Annotated in this window: 24 protein-coding genes and 1 pseudogene; 6 read left to right on the top strand and 19 right to left on the bottom strand. The window is 61.9% G+C overall.

What is annotated here, in order from left to right; genetic code table 11:
- The first annotated feature begins 64 nt into the window (after positions 1-64).
- Both CKW22_RS20140 and CKW22_RS20135 read left to right on the top strand, forming a co-directional pair.
- Positions 65-1291 (top strand): tyrosine-type recombinase/integrase, encoded by a 1227-nt coding sequence (locus CKW22_RS20140; protein ID WP_095064899.1) that lies wholly within the window; start codon positions 65-67, stop codon positions 1289-1291.
- A complete protein-coding gene (locus tag CKW22_RS20135; RefSeq protein ID WP_095064897.1) occupies positions 1284-1943 on the top strand; it encodes a hypothetical protein in 660 nt (219 codons plus the stop codon). Before CKW22_RS20140 ends, CKW22_RS20135 begins: the two co-directional genes overlap by 8 nt.
- A 766-nt stretch (positions 1944-2709) precedes the next feature.
- Here CKW22_RS20135 and CKW22_RS20130 read toward each other — a convergent pair.
- The 6 genes from CKW22_RS20130 to CKW22_RS27960 all read right to left on the bottom strand — a co-directional run bounded on the left by CKW22_RS20130 (position 2710) and on the right by CKW22_RS27960 (position 6921).
- Positions 2710-3012 carry a hypothetical protein gene (locus CKW22_RS20130; protein WP_095064895.1) on the bottom strand — a complete coding sequence of 101 codons (303 nt, stop codon included), beginning with the start codon at positions 3010-3012 and terminating at the stop codon, positions 2710-2712.
- 335 nt (positions 3013-3347) lie between these two features.
- Positions 3348-5156 (bottom strand): DUF927 domain-containing protein, encoded by a 1809-nt coding sequence (locus CKW22_RS20125; protein WP_371856437.1) that lies wholly within the window; start codon positions 5154-5156, stop codon positions 3348-3350.
- Positions 5157-5220: 64 nt separating this feature from the next.
- The gene (locus CKW22_RS20120; RefSeq protein WP_095064893.1) at positions 5221-6099 is read right to left on the bottom strand and encodes a toprim domain-containing protein; all 879 of its coding nucleotides are present in this window, start codon (positions 6097-6099) and stop codon (positions 5221-5223) included.
- Complete coding sequence (locus CKW22_RS27965; RefSeq protein ID WP_095064891.1) at positions 6092-6382, bottom strand: hypothetical protein; 291 nt, start codon at positions 6380-6382, stop codon at positions 6092-6094. The genes CKW22_RS20120 and CKW22_RS27965 overlap by 8 nt, the downstream gene beginning before the upstream one ends.
- A gap of 90 nt (positions 6383-6472) precedes the next feature.
- Complete coding sequence (locus CKW22_RS27340) at positions 6473-6730, bottom strand: hypothetical protein (RefSeq protein WP_133248818.1); 258 nt, start codon at positions 6728-6730, stop codon at positions 6473-6475.
- A complete protein-coding gene (locus CKW22_RS27960) occupies positions 6718-6921 on the bottom strand; it encodes a hypothetical protein (protein WP_095064889.1) in 204 nt (67 codons plus the stop codon). Before CKW22_RS27960 ends, CKW22_RS27340 begins: the two co-directional genes overlap by 13 nt.
- Positions 6922-7293: 372 nt before the next feature.
- Here CKW22_RS27960 and CKW22_RS20105 point away from each other — a divergent pair, with 372 nt between their 5' ends.
- Positions 7294-7599 (top strand): addiction module antidote protein, encoded by a 306-nt coding sequence (locus CKW22_RS20105; RefSeq protein WP_160015217.1) that lies wholly within the window; start codon positions 7294-7296, stop codon positions 7597-7599.
- Positions 7600-7664: 65 nt separating this feature from the next.
- Here the strand turns inward: CKW22_RS20105 and CKW22_RS20100 are convergent, their stop codons facing one another.
- From CKW22_RS20100 to CKW22_RS20080, 6 genes and pseudogenes are all read right to left on the bottom strand, one after another.
- On the bottom strand, positions 7665-7970 hold the full coding sequence (locus CKW22_RS20100; protein ID WP_095064885.1) for a helix-turn-helix domain-containing protein: 306 nt from the start codon (positions 7968-7970) through the stop codon (positions 7665-7667).
- Positions 7971-8237: an AlpA family transcriptional regulator gene (locus tag CKW22_RS20095; RefSeq protein WP_256577325.1), complete on the bottom strand. Its 267-nt coding sequence runs from the start codon at positions 8235-8237 to the stop codon at positions 7971-7973.
- 305 nt (positions 8238-8542) lie between these two features.
- Complete coding sequence (gene mqo, locus CKW22_RS20090) at positions 8543-10111, bottom strand: malate dehydrogenase (quinone) (RefSeq protein WP_095064883.1); 1569 nt, start codon at positions 10109-10111, stop codon at positions 8543-8545.
- Between the two features lie 168 nt (positions 10112-10279).
- On the bottom strand, positions 10280-10984 hold the full coding sequence (locus CKW22_RS28200) for a methyl-accepting chemotaxis protein (RefSeq protein ID WP_371856436.1): 705 nt from the start codon (positions 10982-10984) through the stop codon (positions 10280-10282).
- 228 nt (positions 10985-11212) lie between these two features.
- Positions 11213-11323 (bottom strand): annotated as a pseudogene (locus tag CKW22_RS28195) (hypothetical protein); the annotation flags it as partial.
- Between the two features lie 765 nt (positions 11324-12088).
- Positions 12089-13852, bottom strand: coding sequence for an ABC transporter transmembrane domain-containing protein (locus tag CKW22_RS20080; protein WP_033700445.1), 1764 nt, complete (start codon positions 13850-13852; stop codon positions 12089-12091).
- A 212-nt stretch (positions 13853-14064) separates the two neighbouring features.
- On the opposite strand from CKW22_RS20080, the gene CKW22_RS27610 reads away from it, so the two are divergent.
- Positions 14065-14238: a PA1571 family protein gene (locus tag CKW22_RS27610; RefSeq protein ID WP_167334463.1), complete on the top strand. Its 174-nt coding sequence runs from the start codon at positions 14065-14067 to the stop codon at positions 14236-14238.
- A gap of 81 nt (positions 14239-14319) precedes the next feature.
- On the opposite strand, the gene pdxB is transcribed toward CKW22_RS27610, so the two are convergent.
- The 3 genes from pdxB to rlmM all read right to left on the bottom strand — a co-directional run bounded on the left by pdxB (position 14320) and on the right by rlmM (position 16903).
- Positions 14320-15462: a 4-phosphoerythronate dehydrogenase PdxB gene (gene pdxB / locus CKW22_RS20075; RefSeq protein WP_033700447.1), complete on the bottom strand. Its 1143-nt coding sequence runs from the start codon at positions 15460-15462 to the stop codon at positions 14320-14322.
- 60 nt (positions 15463-15522) lie between these two features.
- Complete coding sequence (tusA, locus tag CKW22_RS20070; protein WP_033700449.1) at positions 15523-15765, bottom strand: sulfurtransferase TusA; 243 nt, start codon at positions 15763-15765, stop codon at positions 15523-15525.
- Between the two features lie 73 nt (positions 15766-15838).
- Entirely contained in the window at positions 15839-16903 is a 1065-nt protein-coding gene (rlmM, locus tag CKW22_RS20065) for a 23S rRNA (cytidine(2498)-2'-O)-methyltransferase RlmM (protein WP_047583284.1), read from the bottom strand.
- A gap of 223 nt (positions 16904-17126) precedes the next feature.
- Here rlmM and acnA point away from each other — a divergent pair, with 223 nt between their 5' ends.
- Complete coding sequence (gene acnA / locus CKW22_RS20060; protein ID WP_033700451.1) at positions 17127-19868, top strand: aconitate hydratase AcnA; 2742 nt, start codon at positions 17127-17129, stop codon at positions 19866-19868.
- Positions 19869-20194: 326 nt separating this feature from the next.
- Positions 20195-21760: a PAS domain-containing methyl-accepting chemotaxis protein gene (locus CKW22_RS20055; protein ID WP_033700452.1), complete on the top strand. Its 1566-nt coding sequence runs from the start codon at positions 20195-20197 to the stop codon at positions 21758-21760.
- 46 nt (positions 21761-21806) lie between these two features.
- Here the strand turns inward: CKW22_RS20055 and CKW22_RS20050 are convergent, their stop codons facing one another.
- From CKW22_RS20050 to CKW22_RS20035, 4 genes are all read right to left on the bottom strand, one after another.
- Positions 21807-22691 carry a pseudouridine synthase gene (locus CKW22_RS20050; protein WP_095064878.1) on the bottom strand — a complete coding sequence of 295 codons (885 nt, stop codon included), beginning with the start codon at positions 22689-22691 and terminating at the stop codon, positions 21807-21809.
- Between the two features lie 51 nt (positions 22692-22742).
- Positions 22743-23051, bottom strand: a complete 309-nt coding sequence (locus CKW22_RS20045) for a hypothetical protein (RefSeq protein ID WP_033701480.1) — start codon at positions 23049-23051, stop codon at positions 22743-22745.
- 73 nt (positions 23052-23124) lie between these two features.
- Positions 23125-23556: a D-Ala-D-Ala carboxypeptidase family metallohydrolase gene (locus CKW22_RS20040; protein WP_033700455.1), complete on the bottom strand. Its 432-nt coding sequence runs from the start codon at positions 23554-23556 to the stop codon at positions 23125-23127.
- A 107-nt stretch (positions 23557-23663) separates the two neighbouring features.
- The gene (locus CKW22_RS20035; RefSeq protein WP_033700458.1) at positions 23664-23903 is read right to left on the bottom strand and encodes a glutaredoxin family protein; all 240 of its coding nucleotides are present in this window, start codon (positions 23901-23903) and stop codon (positions 23664-23666) included.
- Positions 23904-23909 lie beyond the last annotated feature (6 nt).

The following is a 23909-nucleotide window of genomic DNA, read 5'->3' as shown; positions in this document are numbered from 1 at the left end:
TGTCGTGTCGCCGTGTATGCTGGCGTGTATTCGCTCCAGTTAATCGAACCTGAGGCATACACCAGTGAAGCGTAGTCAGATCAAGCGACGGCCTCTCGCCGACACTACCCTCTCAAGCCTTGAGCCCGAGGCATCTGTATATCGCGAGCATGATGGCAGCGGCCTTTACTTCCGCGTTAAGCCAAACGGGCTGAAATCGTGGGAATTGCGCTACAAAAAACCTGATGGCAAATGGTCATGGGTCGGAATCGGAGCCTTCCCCGAAACCACTGGCGCTAAGGCCAGAGACAAGGCCGCCACCCTTCGCAAGGATATCTCCGCCGGCACCAGCCCAGTGGTGGCTAAGCGCGAGCGCCAGGCCGCTCAGCGGCAGGCAGCGACCAACACGTTCGAACTGCTCGGCAGGGAATGGTTCCAGTCTCGCCGCACAGGGTGGCAGCCAGGTACTGCGAAGCGGATCATCGGCGCGCTGGAGCTCCATGTCTTCCCGGTCTTCGGCACTCGGCCATACACGAATATCTCGCCCATGGAGTGGATGGAGTTTTTCCGAGGCCTGGAGAAGAAAGGCATCATCGACCAAGCCGGCAATATCCGGCGCTTTTGCAAAGAGGCATACGACCTTGCTCGCGTCACCGGGCGAGCCGAATACAACCCGGTGGAGGGCCTTCACAAGTTTCTCCAGACGCGCCAGGCGGAAAATTATGCCCATGTGCAGACGGATGAGCTACCGGCCTTGCTGCGTGCCATACGTGCCTACAGCGGCTCAAAGATCGTTGCGCAGGGCCTGCGACTGCTCACGATGCTGGCCGTTCGCCCAAGCGAACTACGGGAAGCGTCCTGGGCAGAGTTTGACCTGAATATCGGGAACTGGAGCATTCCCGCTGCGCGAATGAAGAAGCGGCGCGACCATGTGGTGCCCCTGCCCCGCCAGGCGATAGAAGCCCTACGCGAGCTTTATCGCTTCACCGGCGCGTATCCATTGTTGTTCCCGGGCCGCAATGACCGCACCAAAGCCCTTAGCAACATGACTTTCAACATGGCCCTCTCTCGCCTTGGGTACGGCGGTCGACAGACCGGCCATGGCTTCCGACACATTGCATCCACGATCCTGAGAGAACAGGGGTTCCTCAAGGATCACGTTGAGGCCCAACTGTCTCACGCTGAGGATGGCGTCGCTGCCGTGTACAACAAGGCCCAGTACATCGACCAGCGCCGCGCGATGATGCAGTGGTACGCCGATCACCTGGATACATTGGCATCTGGCTCGACCGAAGCAAAAACGAATGATTGAGCCACTTTTCCTGAGCGTCGATGAATTAGCCGAGCGATGGGGCGTAACTCGCCGACAAATACTCGAGCACGGCATGATGATGAGGTTTCCGACCTGGTACATGTTCGATGGGACGATCGTTCAACACCCTAACCTCGATAGGCCGTCAATGGATTACTACGGCCCAGTCCGGGCGCTTACAGAAACCATTTCGAGACTGATGATCCAAGAGGAAATTCCTCATCCAACCTTCGCTCTAGGATCAAAACCCGAGGTCTACCTCAAGTTACTCACCGGCCAGGGATTAGCTCCAGAGGACATTATCCAGCTTGCGCCAGGCCACCTGGATAATTGGAAAGAAACCCTCTCCATTACCGAGCTGCTGATTCCTATGCAGAGTATCAAGTACCTCGAGCGCGCCAAAGATTTTGAGCAGCCCAGATCCGTGAAGCCTCGGCCCAGGACCGCCACTCAAGAGGCCATGGTCCTTGAAGCAATACGGGAGCTTGGCCACGACCCTGGGGCGCTCCCTAGCCGGCAGCCTGGCCGCCCAGGCGTCAAGAAAGTTGTGTTTGCCAAGCTGTCTGGCAGAACCGATTTGTTCACTAGCAGCACACTTTCGAAAACATGGGACCGCCTTAGGGCAAACGGAAAAATCGTCGGCGGCTTGTAGTGCTCGCCAAATTGCGATGTCACGAATGCGCAGCCCGGTGGTGGTAGAGCACTACTTAGCTAACCTTGGCCGACCCTTAACCAAAATTAGCAACCTGGTTGATACTCCCGGCCAGGCCGCCCCCCGCAGCTACGGGACGAGCCGTGAGAGTAGCGCTATTTTCTGCCCTCAATGCACGAGCCAAAACGCGGACCAACCTTAACAAACAGGTAGTGGCCACCGCGAGCCGCCCGATTTCCGTGACATGCGCGCTGCCGGCATGTTGGCCTGGGCTGTGTGCTCGAGGCACGAGGTGGCTCGCGCCAACGGTGTATAGGCCTACAAGTGCTCAATGCGAGAGGGCAGCGACGAAGTGTTGGGCAGCAGGCGAGTGGGTAGGAGCGCCTGTAGGGGATTGGTGGGGTACCGGCGCCAGCAACTGGAGACAGCGCCGACAAGCCAAAAGAAAGGCGATGAAGGCTCAACCGAACGTTTCCCTGATCACTATTCAGGGCATCCGATTAGGCCAAACATCGCCTTAGGGAGCCGAAGTTCCCCTGATCACTATTCAGGGCATCGGCTCCGGACAAGTTTAGGGCACTCCAAGGCTGGTGTCGCGCACCTACGGCACTGCAAGTACGCTTGCGGATGACCAGATTGGGAATGCTGGCCGCGCAACCAGCGGACGCTCCCACGCGCCAGCCCGATCCCCCAGGGTCATCCTTCAGCAGCGGACCTGGGCAATGCTCCCAACGAGCGGGTGTCAGGGGTACCGTGAGCCTTTAACTCATCGCGAGTCTTTCATGGGGATTTTGTCATAGGTGGCGCGCAGGTCGGCGCCGATCAGGCAATAGCGGCCACCAGGCGCATAGCACCCCCGGCAGGTCATTACATGGCTGATGTACTGGTCGCGGGCCTGGCGCCATTCAGGGGTGGCATTGGCAGCGTTGGTGTATGGGCTGGCCGGCAATTGCACAGGCTCGACCAGCACCAGGCGCGGATGATCCAAGGCGCGTTTCGCCATGGGTGGTTTGCCAGCGCCCGCAGCGTTCGGCGGCATGCGATTCAGCAGGTCGGAAAGAAGACTCATGGCGTCGCCTCACCCGAACTCCCATAACGCCCAAATGTGTCTGTGAAAACAAATCGGGGGAACGGGGGAGCGCGGGGAACACCCAGTGTTTCTGGAGCCTCCAGAGGGGGTACGTGTTTCCCACCCGAAAAACTGGGGAACGGTGATAACCAAACAGAAGCCGCACCACTGGTTCTTATATTCAGAAACATGGTTGCGTTCCCCCTGTTCCCCAACTTTTAATATGGGGGAACGACCACAGACCGCGTATTTGCTGGCTGTTCCCCAGTTCCCCCTGTTCCCCACGTTTTTAGGTTCCTGTGAATTTGGGCATTGGCGCTGGGTGGTGATGACGGTCATAGGCCATTGCCTTCGCTATCCATTGCGTCGGGATCGATCACATACAGGCGGGCAGACCCACCAGCAGGTAGGCGGTACTTCTTGGTCCTGCGGCTGTCCCGGTCGGTATCGTGCTTGGCGAGAGCACAAGCGCCCTCCAGCGCCTTCACGACACGCGCCAGCCCATGCCCGTGGGCGGCCTCGATCAGTGCAGACTTATTGAACAGGTACAGCCGCTTGGCGCCTACCACCTCCCAGTACCCGGCTCGGTTGAACACCTTGGTGTCCGGCGCTTGGTCTTCTACGCCCGAAAACCGGCTGCTGCCGTGCTTGTCGATGAAGTCGAGGATGCCGGCCAGGATCTGGCGGTCCTCGGCATTACCGCCACCCACCCGGCTCAGCCACTCGCCGTACAGCAACTGGCAGTCGGCCAGAGCCGTGCCCGGCGTCCACGGCAGCAGGCCGTAGGCAATGGCCATTTCGCCCGCCAGCGCGATCACCGCGAAGCGATCGGCCACCCGCCCGGCTTGGGCGTTGTCTTCCACGAACTGAGCGCGGATGCCGGCGAAGTCCTCGAGCAGCCCAGGGCGGTCATCGCTGGCCAGCAGCTTTTCCACGAAGGCCGGCCCGATGTGTCCGTGGTTCGCTCCTACGGCCACCGTGAGCTGGCGGTGGAAGTCGGCACCCTCCAGACCGTGTAATTCATCGAAGGCACGGTGCGTGCGGGTACCGGCGTTCACGTCGACCATACGCAGCTCAGCGCCAGCATGGGCGGCATTACCGCTGATAGCCGCGTGCTCGGACAGGGAGCGCTCGCCACTGGAAAGCGCCAGCAGGCGCCAACTCAGCTTGCCGCGGGCCTCCCGGTCACGGGTCATGGTGCCCTTGCCCTGGCCGTTGGCGAGCGAGTAGGCCATTTCCTGTACGCGCTTGGGGTCGGCCCGCTTGATCTCGTCCAAGGGCAGCATGGTGTCGTTGCGGCTGGATGCCTCAATCTCCAGTCCGCCCTTGGTCATGTCCCAGGACGCAGCGAAGATGCCCGGGTCGCCCCACACGGATGAGCCGATCAGTTGCGCCAGCGTCTTGCCGCTGGAACTGTCGCCCACCAGGTGAACACCGCCACCCAGCACGCCCACCAGGCTCAGCAGCGGGCCAGCGAGGGCGCAGCCAATGGCCAAGGTCAGTATCGGGTTACCTTCGCACTTGGCCGCAACCTCGACCTTCCAGCCCTCCAGGCTACCGCGCACACTGAACAGGTTCTGTCCCTTGGCGCTGGCCTGGTAGCGCACCTTGTCGCTGCCAATGGTGCGCCCAGGCAGTACAAAGGCGCCCGACTCATGCCAGCCGGGGCGGCAGGTGGTGGCAAACACTTCTGCAGGGCGCTGGTCCAGCAGGTACTCCATGAACTGGCCACGCTTCTTCAAGGCGATGATGACGCCCATACCGAACAGCGTTCGCCTGGCGTCCTCGCCGCTCCCGCCGAACACCTCCATGGGAATGATCCAGTCCTTAGGGCCGCTGTCGGTGAGCAGGCGCAGAAACCGACCTTCGCTGCCGTCGTCGCTGTTGGTGGTGCGGGCGGCGACTGTTACCGGCGTGGCGATCCACTCATCAGTGATCGGGCGGTCGGCCTTGTCGTCGTCGCCTTCATCGTCGCCAGCGCTGCGCTTGAAGCCATGCCAGTACACACCGGGTTTGAGCCTGCGGCCTTTCTCATTTGTCACCCAGTGCTCATACACACCCCAACATGGGCGCTCAGGCAGAATGGTAGGGAGGGTGCATGTCAGGAACTTGGCCGAGACCTTGGCCGCTTGGGCAGCGCTGATCGCGGAGGCGGTACCATCAGTTGCCCCAGCCGTTCCACCTAGGTCGACAGTTACGCGCGTTACGCTATTCGCCGGCATGACTGGCCTCCCAATGTTGCAGGTCGTTGAAGTCAGTCAGAGTGTCGGGAGCGCCGGTGGGCCAATCTGGAAACGTCACCAGGCCGCCCACCAAGACGGCGGCGGCATTGGCGGCGGTGCGACCAGGGTTGCCCTTGGTCTGACGGTCATCGTCGCCCGCAATTACTATTTCCGTGCCGGGGTATTCGGATCGAAGCGCCAGTGCAACCGGTGTGAGATTCCCGGCATTCATGGCGCAGGCGACGGTGTAGCCACCTTCGTGAAGCGTTGCCCCCGTCGCCCAGCCTTCACAGATGCACAGCGGCTTGCCCTGTGTAATACGCCCCAGAAGTGAATAGGCGCCCTTGATCCGGCCACCAAAGAGGAAGCGCTTTACGCCGCCTGGGGCAATCCGTTGCAGGTTCACCAGAATGCCACCGGCATACAACGGCACCAGCAACTCATCACCGCGCTGGCGCAAGCCATGGGGGCGAATGCCTTTTGCGATTAAGTAGGCGTGCGAGGGGTCGGCGCGGCGTGCGCCACTCCACCAGCGCTGGGCAGTTGCCGCCGCCTTGAGCTGTCGCCGTTGCTGCTCGGCTTCACGCTGGCGCCGAGCCTGCTCGATTCGCTGACGTATCTGTTCGGCCTCGCGGTGGTCAGCTGGTTCGCGGCTGCTCCAGGTGCTGGCGCCCCCAAGCTTCCAACTTCCGAACGCGCCGGAGGCGATGCCATCCAGATACAGGACGTACCAGCCGTTGAGCGTGCCCGATTTGTCGCCAGGAACGTGAAAGCGGTGAATGTTGCCATCGGCCACAGGCTCCCAGTAGAGCGGTCCATAAACCGACTGGAGCACATCACGGAAAAGGATCGTGGCATCAGTCATTGGGCTTAGACCCTTGTCGATCAGCGCTAGCAAAAGCCCGGCAGACTTGGCCATTATTCACGGCGTGCCAGTAGGCTAGGTCGTCTAACGTATCAATGAGACAAGCTGTTATCTGGGTATCCGCGCTACGCATAACTACGCGCCCGCACTCCGCGTCGGGCTCGCTCAAGAAAGGCCCCAGCAGCGCCTTAGGCGCCTTTGGATGGGTGAAATAAAACAGCTCAGTGGGTTTCTTCAGGCAAGTCTTCGCCGTTCCCGCTTTTGAGCAGGGTTTAAGGGGCATGATGGTTTTCCGTTACAAGACCGTCGGTATCAATCGTTCAGCGCCCAGCCCGGGAACTGGGCGCATACGCAAAAGAAACGCAGAGGGGTACTACTGTGTCTGCGATGGCTTGAGTCGAACAATTATCGCTTCAACATCTTCCAATATTTCCGAAAGCCAGGATGCCCGCCCAGAACAACGCTCAAGTTCGTAATACTCACGCAACTCGGCACAAACCTCTCTCAGTTGAGAAAAACTATCTACGTCGATAGATGGGGTGGGCAGGTAAGGGGCGCGTTTGCCCAGGTCGTCTGGCGCAATAGTGCTGCTGGCTCTTGAATTTTCAGTGAAAGCCTTCACACCACCCATGACGAAATTTCCTGATTCCGGACAAGTGTCGATTTACTGTCGTGCAGATCCAACGCTCGAGCGGTGCTCATATGATGGTTATAGCGTTTGAGCCGATCGGACAGATTTAAGTCGGCGCGAAGAGCGATCAAGGCCTTGCGGCGGTGGGCAAGTGCGCGGATGGCAGATGTGTACGATACGAGAACGGACATTTGTAGCTCCTTTCGTTGACTGGAGCCGCAACCGTCCTTCCTACGGGATTGGGTGGCGGCTACGTGTGGGGTAGGAATACCGGCACGAAAGGACGCCGGCCAGGCGTAAGCCTGCCCACACGTGGCCGCCATAGAGCATTGTCGAGCGCATGAAAAAACGCCACACAATGGACTTGGGGCGCTGATGCGCCTTTCGTTGTACGGGTTCCTACGCCCGGTCACCAGCAATGTGACGACGGGCGCACCATACTGTTGTCGAGTGCGGTTGGCAAGGCTTGGGGGTGAGTGGTACTTGCTTCGACGTACCTGAGCGGCATGCCCTCCCTCCAGCCGGGAAGTACTCAAGCTTTTTTTCCGCTCCAGGAGGCACTTGTGGATAACACGCAAATCCAAAAATGGGATGCTGCGCAGCTTCTCGATAACGATGAGAAAATGATCATGCATCTGGAGTTTTCGCTGGAGGAATGTGACGGAGACACCAGCGTTGTCGCAGATGCGCTTGTAACTATTCTCCGTGCTCGAAGCATGAACCAATTGGCTAGTGAGACTGGTATTAGTGTCAAAAGGCTCTACAAAGAATTGAACGGCGAGGGGCCGCTCACAGTGGCGACACTCATCAAAGTGTCCATGGCGCTTGGCATACAGGTCAGTGCTGATAGCCCTATCGTGAAAGAGTGAGGGCTTTCTTTCAGCCATAAACGTACGCCTCGGAATACCAGAGTCGTTTAGGTGGAGGGCAGGCCTCATGCTTCAACCTCGACAGCTGTTGTGGGGCAAAGGTAGTACTGCGCAACCCTGCGATGAGTGCGGCCTTGTTCATCCGTTGTGGTGATGAGGTGGCGCTGGATGTTGTGCCCAAGCTCTTTCAGCTCTTTGATCCTCGCGGCGGGCATCATGATGTTCAGCTCGCGTCTGGCTGTAATGGTATCCACTGCGACAGCTTGCAATCGGGCAAGAAGTCGCGCACGTTGGACTGCGCTGGTGGTAGTATGCGAGGGCAAATTAATTTGGAGGCTGGCCTGTTGGTCGGCCTTTTTTTTGAGCGTCATTTAGGCCGCCTCCCCTCGCATAGCGATGCGTTGGCGAACCCACTCCTGAACCTCAGCTAGTACCCAGGCAACCGGCGCGCCGCGCATCTTGCTATTGCTCAACGGCACAGACTTGGGAAAGGTGGGGTCATCGCGAAGGCGGCGATAGATCGATGTGCGGGAAAGCCCCGTCATTCCCTCAATCTCGGGCATGCGGATCAAGATGGCGCTGGAATCAAAGCAACTGTGGGCTAACGACTGGGCGGGTTGTGAATTGGCTACTTGCATACGTGCTCCGTATTGGTGTCGATTGGTACGGAACCGATATGAACAGCTGGGGTGTCCTCCCCCGCAAGTGTCCCCCTATCCTCCTTTTTTTGGGGGTACACCCTAGCCAGCACCAAGCACCCTGTATGCCAGCGTGTATGCCAGAACAAAAACAAAAGCTAAAAACCTATATATATCAGTAGATTAAAGTCACTGTTAGAACGTTGTCTCTCCGACCACATCCTATTCAAGAAGCCCGCCTTGCGCGGGCTTTTTGTTGTGCGCCAAAAATGCCCCCTGCATGCACAGGGGGCGGCAGGCGCGGCTTACTGCTCGGCCTGCACGGGCACGTACAGCAGTTGCAAACGCTCGCTGCTCCATGCCCGAGTCTGGTTGGTCAGCTCAAGGTTGTTGTTCAGCTTCTGCCCGTAGCTGGGTACGATCTGCTTGAGCCTGGCCTGCCATTCAGGGCTCTTGAGGCGGTCCTTGAAGGTCTTCTCCAGCACCGTCAGCATGATCGGCGCGGCAGTCGAAGCGCCTGGCGAGGCCCCCAACAGCGCGGCGATAGTGCCGTCCTGGGCAGCGACCACTTCAGTGCCGAACTGCAGCACGCCACCGAGCACCGGGTCCTTCTTGATCACCTGCACGCGCTGGCCGGCCTGCAGCAGCTTCCAGTCCTGGTTCTTGGCATTGGGGAAGTACTCGCGCAGGGCATTCATGCGGTCGTCGAAGCTCAGCATCAATTGCCCCATCAGGTAGGTGCTGAGGTCGATGTTGTCGATGCCGGCGTTCACCATCGGCAGGATGTTGTGGCTGTTCAGCGACGCGAACATGTCCAGTAGCGAGCCGTGCTTGAGGTACTTGGTGGAGAAGGTCGCGAACGGGCCGAACAGCAGCACCTGCTTGCCGTCGATCATACGTGTGTCCAGGTGCGGGACCGACATAGGCGGTGCACCGACCGACGCCTTGCCGTACAGCTTGGCCTGGTGGCGCGCAACCACGTCCGGGTTGTCGGTCATCAGAAACTGGCCACCCACCGGGAACCCGGCATAGCCTTCGGCTTCGGGGATGCCCGACTTCTGCAACAGCTTGAGCGCGCCACCACCGGCACCGATGAAGACGAACTTGGCGTTGACCGCCACTTCGTTGCCGCCATTGGCCAGGTCGGCCACCACCACCCGCCAGGTGCCGTCATCGTTGCGCACGATGTCACGCACTTCATGGCTAAGGTTCACGCTGACGTTAGGGTTGCGGGTCATCGAGGCGAACAGCTGACGGGTGATCTCGCCAAAGTTCACGTCGGTGCCGATCGCCATGCGCGTGGCTGCGACCTTCTGTTGAGGGTCACGGCCTTCCATCACCAACGGCGCCCATTGGCGGATCTGCTCGTGGTCTTCGCTGATCTGCATGCCACGGAACAGCGAGCTGTGCTGCAGGGCAGCGACGCGCTTGTGGAGGAAGGCAATGTTGTCGTCGCCCCACACAAAGCTCATGTGCGGCACGTTGTTGATGAACGTTTTCGGGTTGCTCAGCACGCCTTGCTCGACCTGGTAGGCCCAGAACTGCTTGGAGACTTCGAATTGCTCGTTGACGCCCACGGCCTTGCTGATGTCGATGCTGCCATCCGTGCCGACACTGGTGTAGTTCAGTTCGCAAAACGCGGAGTGGCCGGTACCGGCGTTGTTCCAGGCGTTGGAGCTTTCTTCGCCCACCTGGTCCATGCGCTCGTAGACGTCGACCTTCCAGTTCGGCTCCAGCTCGGTAAGGTAGGTGCCCAAGCTGGCACTCATGATGCCGCCGCCGATCAGCAGGACGTCGACGGTCTTGTCCGGCTCTGCGGGTTTGGAGCAGCCGATGACGCTCAGGCAAAGGAGCGTCAGCAGGATTTTTTTCATTAGTAGCGCAATCCGATTGAAGTGAAGGATTGGCGCCCTAAAGCAGAGAGTGTGCCAACTGGCATTAGACCAATGGCTAAGGGGTGAGACACCCGGTCGCATGGCGACAATCCGCCACAGTTGCGCCAAGTTCAGCGCAACAGTGGCGGATTTCCCCGCGCCGGAGGGTCAGGCCGTCAGCCGCGAAGTCACTTCCCCCAACTGCCCGGACAACCCATGCAAACGCTGTCCGGCCTGCTCGGTCTGCTGCACAGCTGCCTGGTTGGTGGTAGCGATGCGGGTAATTTCGATCAGGTTGCGCGAGATGTCCTCGGCCACGCTGGTCTGCTCTTCGGCCGCCGTGGCGATCTGCCGGTTCATGTCACGGATCGCCTCCACCGCCGAGGTGATGCGCTGCAGCATCTGCCCCGCCTGCTGCACCTGCTCGGCACCCTCCTCGCTGCGCTGCTGGCCACTTTCGATGGCCTTGACCGCCTCTACCGCACCCGACTGCACCGCTTCGATGATCTGGTGAATTTCGGCGATCGATGCAGCGGTGCGCAGGGCCAAACTGCGCACCTCGTCGGCGACCACCGCAAAGCCGCGCCCGGCCTCGCCCGCACGGGCCGCCTCGATGGCTGCATTGAGCGCCAGCAGGTTGGTCTGCTCGGCAATGCCGCGGATGACTTCGAGCACCTTGCCAATCCGCGTGCTGTCATGCTCCAGGTCACGGATCACCGCGGCGGTACCGGCGATCTCGCGGTTGACCACGCCAATGATGTCGATGGTCTGCTGCATCACCTGCTCGCCAGCCTGGGCACTGTGATCGGCATCATCGGCCGCGCGGGCGGCGTCGGCGGCGTGGCGAGCCACCTCCTGAGCGGTGGCGGACATCTCATGCATGGCCGTCGCCACCTGATCGGTGCGCTGGAACTGGTCATGCGTGCCCTGGGCCATGTCAGCCGCGATGCTGCGCAGCTGGCCACTGGCGCCTTCCAGCTCCTGGGCATTGTCCTTGAGCCGGCCGACTGTCTCGGCAAGAAAATCACGCAGGGTATTGGCCGCACGAGCCAAGCGCCCCAGTTCATCTTCACGGCGGCTGTCCACACGCGCAACGAAGCGCCCCTGGCTCAACTGCGCGACATACTCGATCAACTGGCGAATCGGCTCGATCAGGCTGCGATTGACCAGCCACAGGCTGAACAGGCCGACCAGCACCGCCGAGCCCAGCATCACCAGCAAGCCCAGCCACACCGTACGCTCTGCGCTGGCGTTGATGCTCGATGCACGCTCGCGCGCATCGGCGCGCAGTTGTTCGACCAGCTCGCTCATCTGTTCGCTGGCGGCACGGTCCACGCCCTTGACCGCAAGGTCGCCTGCAACCGGGTCACCACCTGCGGCGACAAACGCCTGGCGGCCCTGCGCGTAAGCCTGGCCCAGTTGCAGATGGCTGGCACGCAGCTGTTGCAGCGGCGCCTTGAGCTTGGCATCGCTGCTGTCGATCAGTTGCCCAAGCACCTGCTGCACCTGCTGCTCGCGGGCCTGGAACTGCTGCCAGTACTTGTCCAGCTCGGCGGGCTGACGACCGCGCAGCAGCACGTTCTTCCATTCCTGCACCTGGATCTTGAACTGCAGGTTGGCCTCATCGATCAATTGCGAAGCCCGCAAGGGCCCATCCACCAGCTCGGCGTAGCCGCGCACGCTGGAAGACAGAAACTGGAAACACACCAGCGCGATCAGCAACATCGCTACCAAGCTGCCGCCGAGCAGGGCGAGAATTTGCACTCTGAGGGATTTACGCAACATCGCGATCTCAAGACCAAAGGAAAGGAACGGCGCACGCTTGCGGCGCCGGGTAAGACATTCCATGTCCCCGTAGGCTCACTCGCAAAAAAAAGGCTGCCATCGTTCGATAGCAGCCGGCTTGAGCACTTGCACAACAATTGAGACAAATAGTGTCAGGCAATTCCTACAGAATTGTTACAGAACCACGACAGGCTAGCCCGTGGTGAACTGCAGCGAGGCTAATCGGGCATACAGCGGGCTTTCTTCGATCAACTGGCGGTGCGTGCCTATTGCCACCAGGCGCCCCTTGTCGATCACCGCGATGCGATCGGCGTGCTGCACCGTGGCCAGACGATGGGCGATCACCAAGGTGGTGCGACCGGCCATCACACTGGGCAGCGCCTGCTGAATCAGGTGTTCGCTTTGCGCATCAAGGGCGCTGGTAGCCTCATCCAGCAACAGGATCGGCGCATCGACCAGCAGCGCCCGGGCAATCGCCAAGCGCTGCCGTTGCCCGCCCGACAAGCCGATGCCACCCTCCCCCAGCGGCGTCTGGTAGCCCAGCGGCAGTTGCTGGATGAATTCGTCGGCATGCGCACCGCGCGCCGCTGCCTCGACCTCGGCCAGCGTCGCCCCTGGGCGGCCATAGCGAATGTTGGCCTCGACCGTGCCGCGAAACAGCGACGGGTTCTGCGCCACCAACGCGAACTGCTGGCGCAGCTCGGCCGGGTCGAGTTCAGTGATGGCCTGGCCATCGAGCAGGATGCGCCCCTGCTGAGGGTCGTAGAAGCGCAGCAGCAGGTCGAACAGGGTCGATTTGCCGGCGCCCGAAGGCCCGACCAGGGCCACGGTCTGCCCCGGCTCGATCGCCAGGCTCAAGCCGTCGATGGCTGCAACCGCAGGCCTCGACGGGTAGGCGAAATGCACGTCTTGCAACGCAATACGCCCGACAGCACGCCGCTGAGGCAGTGAGGCGGCTACGCGCGGTGGCAGGATTGCACTGCGTGCCGCCAACAGCTCGGCAATGCGCTCGGCCGCACCGGCGGCGCGCTGCAGCTCACCGATCACCTCGCTGAGCGTGCCGAACGCACTGCCGACGATCAGGCTATAGAACACGAAGGCAGCCAGCTCGCCTGCCGAGATACGCCCGGCAATCACGTCCATGCCCCCGACCCAGAGCATGACCCCCACCGCGCCGAGCACCAGCACGATGACCAGGGTGATCAGCCACGCACGCTGGGCAATACGCTGCCGGGCTACGCTGAAGGCCGCCTCGACGGTGCTGGCGAACAGTTCGCGATCGAGCGGCTCATGGTTATAGGCCTGCACGGTCTTGATCTGCCCCAGGGTTTCGGCGACGTAGCTGCCGACATCCGCCACCCGGTCCAGGCTCTGCCGCGACAGGCTGCGCACGCGCCGGCCGAACAGCAGGATCGGCGCCAGCACCAGCGGCAAGGCCACCACCACGATGCTGGTGAGCTTGGGGTTGGTGATGAACAGCAGCACCACGCCCCCTACCACCATCAAGGCATTGCGCAGGAACATCGACAGCGAAGAGCCGATCACCGATTGCAGCAAGGTTGTGTCAGCCGTCAGCCGCGACTGGATCTCGGAGCTGCGGTTGTCTTCGAAGAACCCAGGGTGCAGCCCGACCAGGTGATCGAACACCGCACGGCGGATATCAGCCACGCAGCGCTCGCCGATCCACGACACCAGGTAGAAGCGGCTGAAGGTACCCACCGCCAGTGCCAGCACCAACAGCAGGAACAGGCCAATGGTCTGGTTGAGCTGGTGCGCGGAGCGGGTCATGAAACCCTGGTCAACCAGCAGGCGGATGCCCTGCCCCATGGACAGAGTGATTGCCGCCGTGACCACCAGTGCCAGCAATGCCAGGAGCATTTGCCGGCGATACGGGCGAACGAACTGCCAACCCAGGCGCAGGGCGCGACGTTGGCCAGGGGAGACGGATTCGGGCATGGCGGCAACCAAAGCGGCAAGGAAGCAGCAGACTACCACTCATCGGAGCGCGAGGAACGCTTGGGGGTGACTATAGCCTTTCGATCTAAAAGGGCTCTGGAGCTTTACCGCCGTTTCTGTTGGACTGTCAGGGCCGTGACAGTCGAGGATCTGTCACAGGCCAGTCACGGCGCAGGACTACCCTGAGCTTGAACCTGATGAGGAGACAGGACATGAGCTTGCAGCACAGCAGCGATACCCCGAAACCCCAGAACAACCCGCAACCCCAGGTGTGCGGCTCGATCATCGACGCCCAAGGGCGCGAGGTTCCGATCACCGAGCAGATGATCCAGAAAGCCTGCCAGGAACTGGAACAAAGCCGGGGCACTAAAGCCCGTAAAGGCTGATCGGCTAATTCATTGCAACCCGGCGCCTGCGCCGGGTTTTTATTGCCTCGGCCGGCGAAAAGGCCGACGCAGGCACATCACTCAGACCAACACCCCACCCAGCGCACTGACCAACTGCGCCAATTGCGGCGACTCGCCACGAATCCGCACCGCCAGCCCTTCGATTTCACGCCGAGGTGGATACTGCTTGCGCAATTGATCGAATGCCACCCGCTGCTCGGCCGGGTCGTCGCTCAAGCTACGGCGGAAGTCTGCATCGTCACGGCGCGGGTCGTACACGGCGCGGCACAAGGTGGCCAAGGCCCAGGCCGGGTCTGTAGTGGCATCGAGTTCAACTTGCGCCAGCGGCGGCTTGGGCAGCAAATCGGCCAGGCGCACCTGCTCCGCTTCGCCCAGGTGACGGCACAACGCCTGGTAGATCTGCGCAGTGCCCCGCTGCCGGCCATCGAGGCTGTAGCCGGCGATGTGCGGCGAAGCCAGCGTGCACAGGTCGGCCAGTTGCAAGTCGACCTGCGGTTCGCCTTCCCACACATCGAGCACGGCATGCACGTCTTCACGGTCCAACAGCAGCTCACGCAAGGCATCGTTGTCCACCACTGGGCCACGGCTGGCATTGATCAGCCACGCCCCTGGGCGCAACCGTGCCAGTTGCGCCTGGCCCAGCAGGTGCCAGGTGGGGTACTCGCCGCCCCGCTGCAAGGGGGTGTGCAGGCTGATCACATCGCACTGTTCCAGTACCGCCTCGAGGCTGACGTAATCGCCCCCTTCGGCGGCCTGACGCAGCGGGTCGCACACCAGCACTTTCCAGCCCAGGCCATGCAGCACACGCACCAGGCGGCCACCGACCTCCCCCGCGCCCACCACGCCGTACGTGCGCTTGGGTAGCGCGACACCATCCAGCTCGGCCAGGGTCAGCAGGCTGCCCAGCACATAGTCCACCACGCCGCGGGCATTGCAGCCCGGCGCGCTGCTCCAGTGGATGCCAGCCTCGGCAAAGTAGTCCAGGTCGAGGTGGTCGGTGCCGATGGTGCACGTGCCGACAAAACGCACACGGCTGCCTTCAAGCAGTTGGCGGTCGACCTTGGTCACCGAGCGCACCAGCAGCACATCGGCGTCCTTGACGCTGGCGGCATCGAGGCTTCGGCCCGGATAGCGGCGGATCTCGCCGAAACCTTCGAAGAAGGCATCGAGCAGCGGAATGTTCTCGTCGGCAACTATCAGCATGGCGCTCTCCTGTCAGGGGAACGCAGTGTAGGCGCTACGCGCGGCGTGTTCCAGAGCGGCTCAGTCGGCTTTCTTGCGGATCCAGTACAGGAAGGTGCCCGCGTCCTCTTGCTGCTGCAGCAATTCATGGCCGAGGAAGTTGCAGAACTTGGGGATGTCGCGGCGGGTCGACGGGTCGGTGGCAATGACCTTGAGCAAGCCACCTGCAGCCAGGCCACGCACGTGCTGGTGCAACATCATCACAGGCTCGGGGCAGTTCAGGCCGGTGGCATCGAGGACGGCGTCGGGGGTGAAATCAGTCATGGGCGGCTCCAAAATATTCATCATTGTCGCGCATCGTGCGGCGCGCACCAAGGGCCGCGCGCCGCCCACGCACTCAACGCGGCTTCAGGTCCAGCCTGCGCAGATGGCAGGTCACTTCCTCACGGTCGTGATACAGCTGCTTGCAGGCGATCGAAACCCTGATCTTGCGCGCCTTGAACGTGGCCTGCATGCGGTCGAGCAGGCGCCGCACCTCGGTGTAACGTTGCTTCATCGGCAGCTTGAGGTTGACCACCGCCTCGCGGCACAGCCCTTCCCCCAGCCAGGTTTCGATCAATGCGGTGGTCCGCGCCGGCTTCTCGACGATGTCGCAGACCATCCAGTCCACCGGCTGCTTCGGCTGCCAGGTGAAACCATCCGCCATCAGGTGCTGGACCAGCCCGGTGTCCATCAAGCTCTCGGCCATCGGGCCATTGTCGATGGCGGTGACCAACATCCCGCGGCGCACCAGCTGATAGGTCCAGCCGCCAGGCGAGGCGCCCAGGTCGACACCGGTCATGTCATCACCCAGGCGCTGGTCCCACTGCTCGCGGGGGATGAACTGATGCCAGGCTTCTTCCAGCTTGAGGGTCGAGCGGCTGGGCGCTTCACGGGGAAACTTCAGGCGCGGGATGCCCATTGGCCAGAGCGCGCTGTTGTTGGCCGCAGCCTGGCCGACAAATACCCGCCGGCCAGTGATGAAGCTCAGCAGAAGGCGTGGACGGCTGGCGTCTTCAACCAGGCGACCGGCTTTTTCCAGGGCCTTGCGCAACGGCACCTCGAACTTGCGGCAGAACGTCGACAGCTCCTTGCCTTCGTTGCTGTCGAGCACTTCCAGCCACAGGCTGCCGAACACAGGCAGGCTGGCCAGGTGCTCGAGCAATACGCTGATGCGATCGCTCTCCGGCAACTCGACGAAACTGCCACGGGCCCACTGCCGCGGGAAGATCAGCTCAGCGAAGCGCAGTTCCCCCATCAGGCGCTCGGCGCCATTGTCCTCGGTGCAGACAAACTCGGCACTGGCGCTCTGCGCTTTGCCTTTGGCATAGCCGGCAACCCCCAGGCGGGCGGCATGTTCGCTGATCTCGGCGCAGACCTCGCCCTCGAAACCGGGCCGGCAATGCATGAACAGGGTACTCATCTCTCACTCCACTACGGCGGGCGCACCACAGGCGCCGGCAGGGCGGCGATGATAAAGGAAGTTCGGAACCTGCGACACGTCCCGCCGGTCCAGAAAAGGGTCACGCAGGCCAAACCGGTCTAACCTGACCATTCAGCCAGGTCCGTACCGTGCGGATCGAAACAGAGCGGTGACACCGGCAAACACCCAGATTTGCCGGGCACCGGCGCAGAAGGAGTTGGCAATGCCCTCGCTCGATAGCCTGAACACCCTCAAGACCCTCAAGGTCGCCGACCAGACGTACCACTATTACAGCCTTACCGAGGCCGCCCGCCAGTTGGGCGACCTGCAACGCCTGCCCATGTCGCTCAAGGTGCTGCTGGAAAACCTGCTGCGCTGGGAGGACGGCAAGACCGTCACCGGTGACGACCTGCGCGCCATTGCCCAATGGCTAGAGGCGCGCCGCTCCGACCGGGAAATCCAGTACCGCCCGGCCCGGGTGCTGATGCAGGACTTCACCGGCGTACCCGCCGTGGTCGACCTGGCAGCCATGCGCGCCGCCATGGCCAAGGCCGGTGGCGACCCGCAGCGGATCAACCCGCTGTCGCCGGTCGACCTGGTAATCGACCACTCGGTGATGGTCGACCGCTATGGCACGCCCCAGTCGTTCAGCGAGAACGTCGACATCGAAATGCAGCGTAATGGCGAGCGCTATGCCTTCCTGCGTTGGGGCCAGAGCGCCTTCGACAACTTCCGGGTAGTACCGCCGGGCACCGGCATCTGCCACCAGGTCAACCTGGAATACCTTGGCCGCACCGTCTGGACCCGTGAAGAAGACGGCCGCACCTATGCCTTCCCCGACACCCTGGTCGGCACCGATTCGCACACCACCATGATCAACGGCCTGGGAGTGCTGGGCTGGGGTGTTGGCGGCATCGAGGCCGAAGCCGCGATGCTCGGCCAACCCGTGTCGATGCTGATCCCGGAAGTGATCGGCTTCAAATTGACCGGCAAGCTGCGCGAGGGCATCACCGCCACCGACCTGGTGTTGACCGTGACGCAGATGCTGCGCAAGAAAGGGGTGGTGGGCAAGTTCGTCGAGTTCTACGGCGATGGGCTGGCCGAGCTGCCCCTGGCCGACCGTGCCACCATCGCCAACATGGCCCCCGAGTATGGCGCCACGTGCGGCTTCTTCCCGGTCGACCAGGTGACCCTTGACTACCTGCGCCTGACCGGGCGCCCCGAGCAGACAGTGCAACTGGTCGAACAGTACTGCAAGGCCCAAGGCCTGTGGCGCCTGCCTGGCCAGGACCCGGTGTTCAGCGATGCCCTGGCCCTCGACATGACCGACGTCGAGGCCAGCCTGGCCGGGCCCAAACGCCCGCAGGACCGGGTCGCCCTGGGCCAGGTCAGCCAGGCGTTCGACCACTTCATCGAACTGCAACCCAAGCCACTGGCCAAGGAAGTCGGCCGCCTGGAAAGCGAAGGCGGCGGCGGTGTGGCGGTGGGCAACGCCGATCAGGCGGGCGAAATCGACTACAGCCATGCAGGCCAGACCCACACCCTGCGCGACGGTGCAGTGGTCATCGCCGCGATCACCTCCTGCACCAACACCTCGAACCCCAGCGTGATGATGGCCGCCGGGCTGGTGGCGAAAAAGGCCCTGGAGAAGGGCCTGCAGCGCAAACCCTGGGTCAAGAGCTCGCTGGCCCCTGGCTCCAAGGTGGTCACCGACTACTTCAAGGCTGCCGGGCTGACGCCGTATCTGGATGAGTTGGGTTTTGACCTGGTGGGTTACGGCTGCACCACCTGCATCGGCAACTCCGGCCCACTGGATGAAGCGATCGAGCAAGCCATCGGCAGCGCCGACCTGACCGTTGCCTCGGTGCTCTCGGGCAACCGCAACTTCGAGGGCCGCGTGCATCCGCTGGTCAAGACCAACTGGCTGGCCTCGCCGCCGCTGGTAGTGGCTTACGCCCTGGCCGGCAGCGTGCGCCTGGACCTGACCCGCGACCCGTTGGGCACTGGCAAGGACGGCCAGCCAGTGTACCTGCGCGACATCTGGCCCAGCCAGCAGGAGATTGCCGCCGCCGTTGCCAAGGTCGACACCGCGATGTTCCACAAGGAGTACGCCGAAGTCTTCGAAGGCGACGCGCAGTGGCAGGCCATCGAGGTGCCGCAAGCGGCCACGTATGTCTGGCAGGAGGCATCGACCTACATTCAGCATCCACCGTTCTTCGACGACATCGGCGGGCCGCCGCCGCAGGTCGAGGACATCGAGGGTGCACGCGTGCTGGCCCTGCTCGGCGACTCGGTCACCACCGACCACATCTCCCCGGCCGGCAACATCAAGGCCGACAGCCCCGCCGGGCGCTACCTGCGCAGCAAGGGTGTGGAACCGCGGGACTTCAACTCCTACGGATCGCGCCGGGGTAACCACGAGGTGATGATGCGCGGCACGTTCGCCAACATCCGTATTCGCAACGAGATGCTTGGGGGTGAGGAAGGGGGCAATACCCTATTCGTGCCAACGGGCGAAAAGCTGTCGATCTACGATGCCGCCATGCAGTACCAGGCCCAGGGTACGCCGCTGGTGGTGATCGCCGGCCAGGAATACGGCACAGGGTCCAGCCGTGACTGGGCCGCCAAGGGCACCAATCTGTTGGGGGTCAAGGCGGTGCTGGCAGAAAGCTTTGAACGCATCCACCGGTCGAACCTGGTGGGCATGGGCGTGCTGCCCCTGCAGTTCAAGGCCGGGCACGATCGCAAGCAACTGGCGCTGACCGGCAGGGAGCGCATCGATGTGCTGGGGTTGAGCGGTGCTCATCTACGGCCAGGCATGAGCCTGACGCTGCGTATCACCCGCGAGGACGGGCAGCAGGAGCAGATCGAGGTGCTGTGCCGCATCGATACCTTGAATGAGGTGGAGTACTTCAAGTCGGGGGGGATTCTGCATTATGTGTTGCGCCAGTTGATTGCTGGTTGAGATGCAAGGCTTGGCTGGGGATTTCACAGGCACCGCAAATCCCCAGCCAACGCCACCCCCCCCCTCCACCCTCTCTCGGCGGCCTCATTCCGCTATCGGCTACTGGCTCTTGGCCAGCCATTGAGTCATCATCAGACTCACACGTCACCAAACAGCCTTAAAAACGCAAAAATGACGCCATTTTGATCAAACGTGCCTGTTCCCTAGCTCACTCCGAATAATGGCTTATTGCCATAAATCAAGCCCATTAAATATCCATTCAATAAAACCAGCGGCTTGCCGATACCTCACGAAAGCCTTGCGGATTCTTTGCGGATTACCCACCCATGCGTAACAACCAGCCGATTACCCAGAGAGAACGGACTTTCCCTGCCCAGCAGCGGTTGATCTCCACCACCAACGCCAAGGGCGTGATCAGCTACTGCAATGACGCGTTTATCGAAATCAGTGGGTTCACCCGCGAAGAGTTGACCGGCGCGCCGCACAACCTGGTGCGTCACCCGGATGTGCCCGCGGCCGTGTTCGCCCACATGTGGCAAACCCTCAAACAGGGCCAGCCTTGGATGGGCATCGTCAAGAACCGTTGCAAGAACGGTGACCACTACTGGGTCAACGCCTATGTCACGCCGATCTTCGACAATAACCAGGTGGTCGGTTTCGAATCGGTGCGGGTCAAACCCACCGCCGAACAGATCCGCCGAGCCGAAGGCCTCTACCAGCGCCTGAACCAGGGCAAGTCGGCGGTGCCGCGACGTGATCAATGGCTGCCGATTCTGCAGGACTGGCTGCCGTTCATTCTGGTAAGCCAGGTGGGCTTCCTGATTGGCAACTGGCTTGGCCACTCCTGGGGCTTCGGCCTGGCGGCGGCCCTGTCGGTGCCCCTTGGCCTGCTCGGCCTGAGCTGGCAGCAACGTGGCCTCAAGCGCCTGCTGCGCCTGGCGGAACAAACCACGTCCGACCCCCTCATCGCGCAGATGTACACCGATAGCCGCGGCGTTCAGGCCCGCCTGGAAATGGCCATGCTCAGCCAGGATGCACGCATGAAAACCTGCCTGACACGCCTGCAGGACAGTGCAGAACACCTCAGCGAACAGGCGCGGCAATCCGATGCCCTGGCCCACAAGAGCTCTTCGGGGCTGGAGCGCCAGCGGGTGGAAACCGAGCAAGTGGCGGCCGCCGTCAACCAGATGGCTGCCACCACCCAGGAAGTGGCCAACCATGTGCAACGCACTGCCGACGCCACCCAGGAAGCCAATCGCCTGACCAGCCAGGGCCGGCAGATTGCCGGTGAAACCCGTGAGGCCATCGAGCGCCTGTCGGCGGCAGTGGGTGAAACCGGTGCAACGGTGACGCAACTGGCCAAGGACAGCGACGAAATCGGCGGTGTGGTCGATGTGATCAAGGGCATCGCCGACCAGACCAACCTGCTGGCGCTGAACGCCGCCATCGAAGCCGCCCGCGCCGGAGAGATGGGCCGTGGTTTTGCGGTCGTGGCCGACGAGGTACGCCAGTTGGCCCAGCGCACTGCCGAATCCACCGGGCAGATCCACGGCCTGATCGCCAAGCTGCAGCAGACAGCCAGCAACGCCGTACTGACCATGGAAACCGGCCACCGCCAGGCACAGGAAGGGGTCGACCGGGTCATGCAGGCCGATGAAGCGTTGGTCGGTATCAGCGAAGCGGTGGCCAATATCACCGACATGGCGACCCAGATCGCAGCCGCTACCGAAGAGCAGACTGCCGTCGCCGACGAGATCAGCCGCAACATCAGCACCATTGCCGACCTTGCCGACCAGACAGCTGAACAGGCCCAGCATTCGGCGCTGCTCAGCGAGGAACTGACCAGCACTGCCGGTAGCCAGTATTCGCTGGTGGAGCGTTTCAACCGCTAAGACACCGAGCCTTGTGTGATATTGGGGCGGCCTTGGCGGGCCGCTCCTACCAGTCCAATTGCAACCGGCTCTCGAAATACCGCTCCTCACCCGTCAACGGATCTTCGAAACGCAGGCTCTGCGCCAACAGTTTCAAAGGCCGCTGATAATCGTCATCGGTCTGCAGCAGTTCGGGGTAGAACGGATCGTTGCAGATTGCCGCGCCCAATGCCGCCATGTGTACACGCAATTGGTGGGTCTTGCCGGTCACCGGCGACAGACCGTAGCGCCATAACTCGCCACGCGTCTCCAGCACCTGGGCCAAGGTTTCGCTGTTGTCAACGCCCTCCACCTCCTGCATGCGGAAGAACGGCTCGCCATGCACCAGGCGGCTTTTGTGCACCAGCGGGAAGTTGTGCTGGGGCATGGCTGCGGCGATGGCCTGGTAGCGTTTGTCGATCCGCCGCTCGGGGAACAAGCGCTGGTAGGCACTGCGCGTCTGGGGGTTGGCGGAGAACAGCACAAGCCCTGCGGTATGCCGGTCGATGCGGTGCAAAGGCACCAGATGCGGGTTGTCCAGACGCCGAATCAGCCGGCGCAGCAAAGTCTGCTCGACATACTCACCGGTCGGGGTCACCGGCAGAAAGTGCGGTTTGTCGGCAACCACCAAATGCTCGTCCACGTGCACCAGGGTTTCCTGCACAGGGATCGGCCGCTCATTTGGCACTTCCCGGAAGTAGTGCAAGCGCATGCCGCGTTTATAAGCCAGCCCAGCAGAGATTGCCTGCCCCTGCGCATCGAGCACGCGGCCGCGGGCAAAGCGGTCAAGCCACTGCGCCCGTTCGATGGCCTTGAAATGGTCACACAGGCAATCGAGCACCGTCGCCCAGTTGCCGGGGGGCAGGCACACCGTGCTGGCTTGCTGGCGGGCAGGGTCGAAAGGCGTGGTCATGGCAGCGCTCAAAAGGTTGGAGGCCGCGCATTATCCTCCAAGCCTTCCACCTCAACCAGCCTGTAGCGTCGCCTCGCTGCGCGCCTTCAACCAGCGCAGTACTTGCACGGCCTCCCAGCGGTTGGGGTCGTACAGGGCATATAACAAACCCTGGTAACCTACGACGTCCAGCCCACGGTGGTAACCGGCACGCTGGAACAATGCCTCGATCTCGGCAAAACAGGTATTGAAGTGAACCTTGCCGAACGGCGTTCGGTCTTCAGTCACCAGGCCTTCGAGGCGCAGTTCCAGAACCGCGTCGCACACCCGCTCGACGGGCATGTGGTTGACGCTGTACTTGAGTTGCTCGACGTTGAGCATGGCCTTCCCCTCGAACACTGTATTTATATACAGCATACGGACCTCCCCTCCTCCACGTCAATTCGCCAGCGCGTCATTGCAACCCCTGCAGGTAACCGGTGCCTCTGCGAATGGTCAGCACCTGGCCCCGCGGAGTGCCAGTGGTCACGGACAAATGCACCCACCGGTCAAACTCCAGGATCAGTTGATCGAAGGGTACGTCGCTGTCGCTGATTCTGCGTATCACCTCACGCGGGCTGACGTCGATCACCGTGAAGTCGGCTGCCAACCCCAGCACATGCTGGCTTGACGGTGCCCCACCGACACGCTGATTAAGCGCACTGCAGCGGTAGCCGCTACTGATGATGATCGGCATGCCGAGCAGCGCACGTACCTTTTCAAGCACGCCACACAGGACAGTTAGATTGGCCAGTACCTCAGGTGTAGGGGTGTTGTCAAACCCTTCCCTTGCGGCGATTTTCGAAGCGGTCATTTCATCCAGGGTGAAATGAGGCGTGATGAACATGGTTAGATTCTCGATGACAGTTCAAGGACACCGGCAGCAGTGGCCGGCACCCGATCATCGACTTGTCATCCCAACCATGGCGTGAGGAACGCGTGCCCATTGGGCGATCATTGCGCGAGAAACGCCACCACTTGCTCGGCATCGAACGGCCAATGCAGCTCGCCGCCATTGTCACAGCGACGCAGCACGGGAATGATCAGGCCATAGCGTTCGAACATGGCCTCGTTATCGGCAATGTCGACCAGCTCCACCAACAGGCCATGATCGACGAAAGGCATCAGCACAGCCTCGGCCACTTCGCACAGGTGGCAGCCGAGGGTGCCGAACAATTGGCATTCAGGCAGCATGGGGCA

The organism is Pseudomonas sp. Irchel s3f19, assembly GCF_900187555.1.
Classification (GTDB): domain Bacteria; phylum Pseudomonadota; class Gammaproteobacteria; order Pseudomonadales; family Pseudomonadaceae; genus Aquipseudomonas; species Aquipseudomonas capeferrum.
Note: the sequence above shows the minus strand (reverse complement) of the source record. Positions and strands in the feature narration are given on the sequence as shown.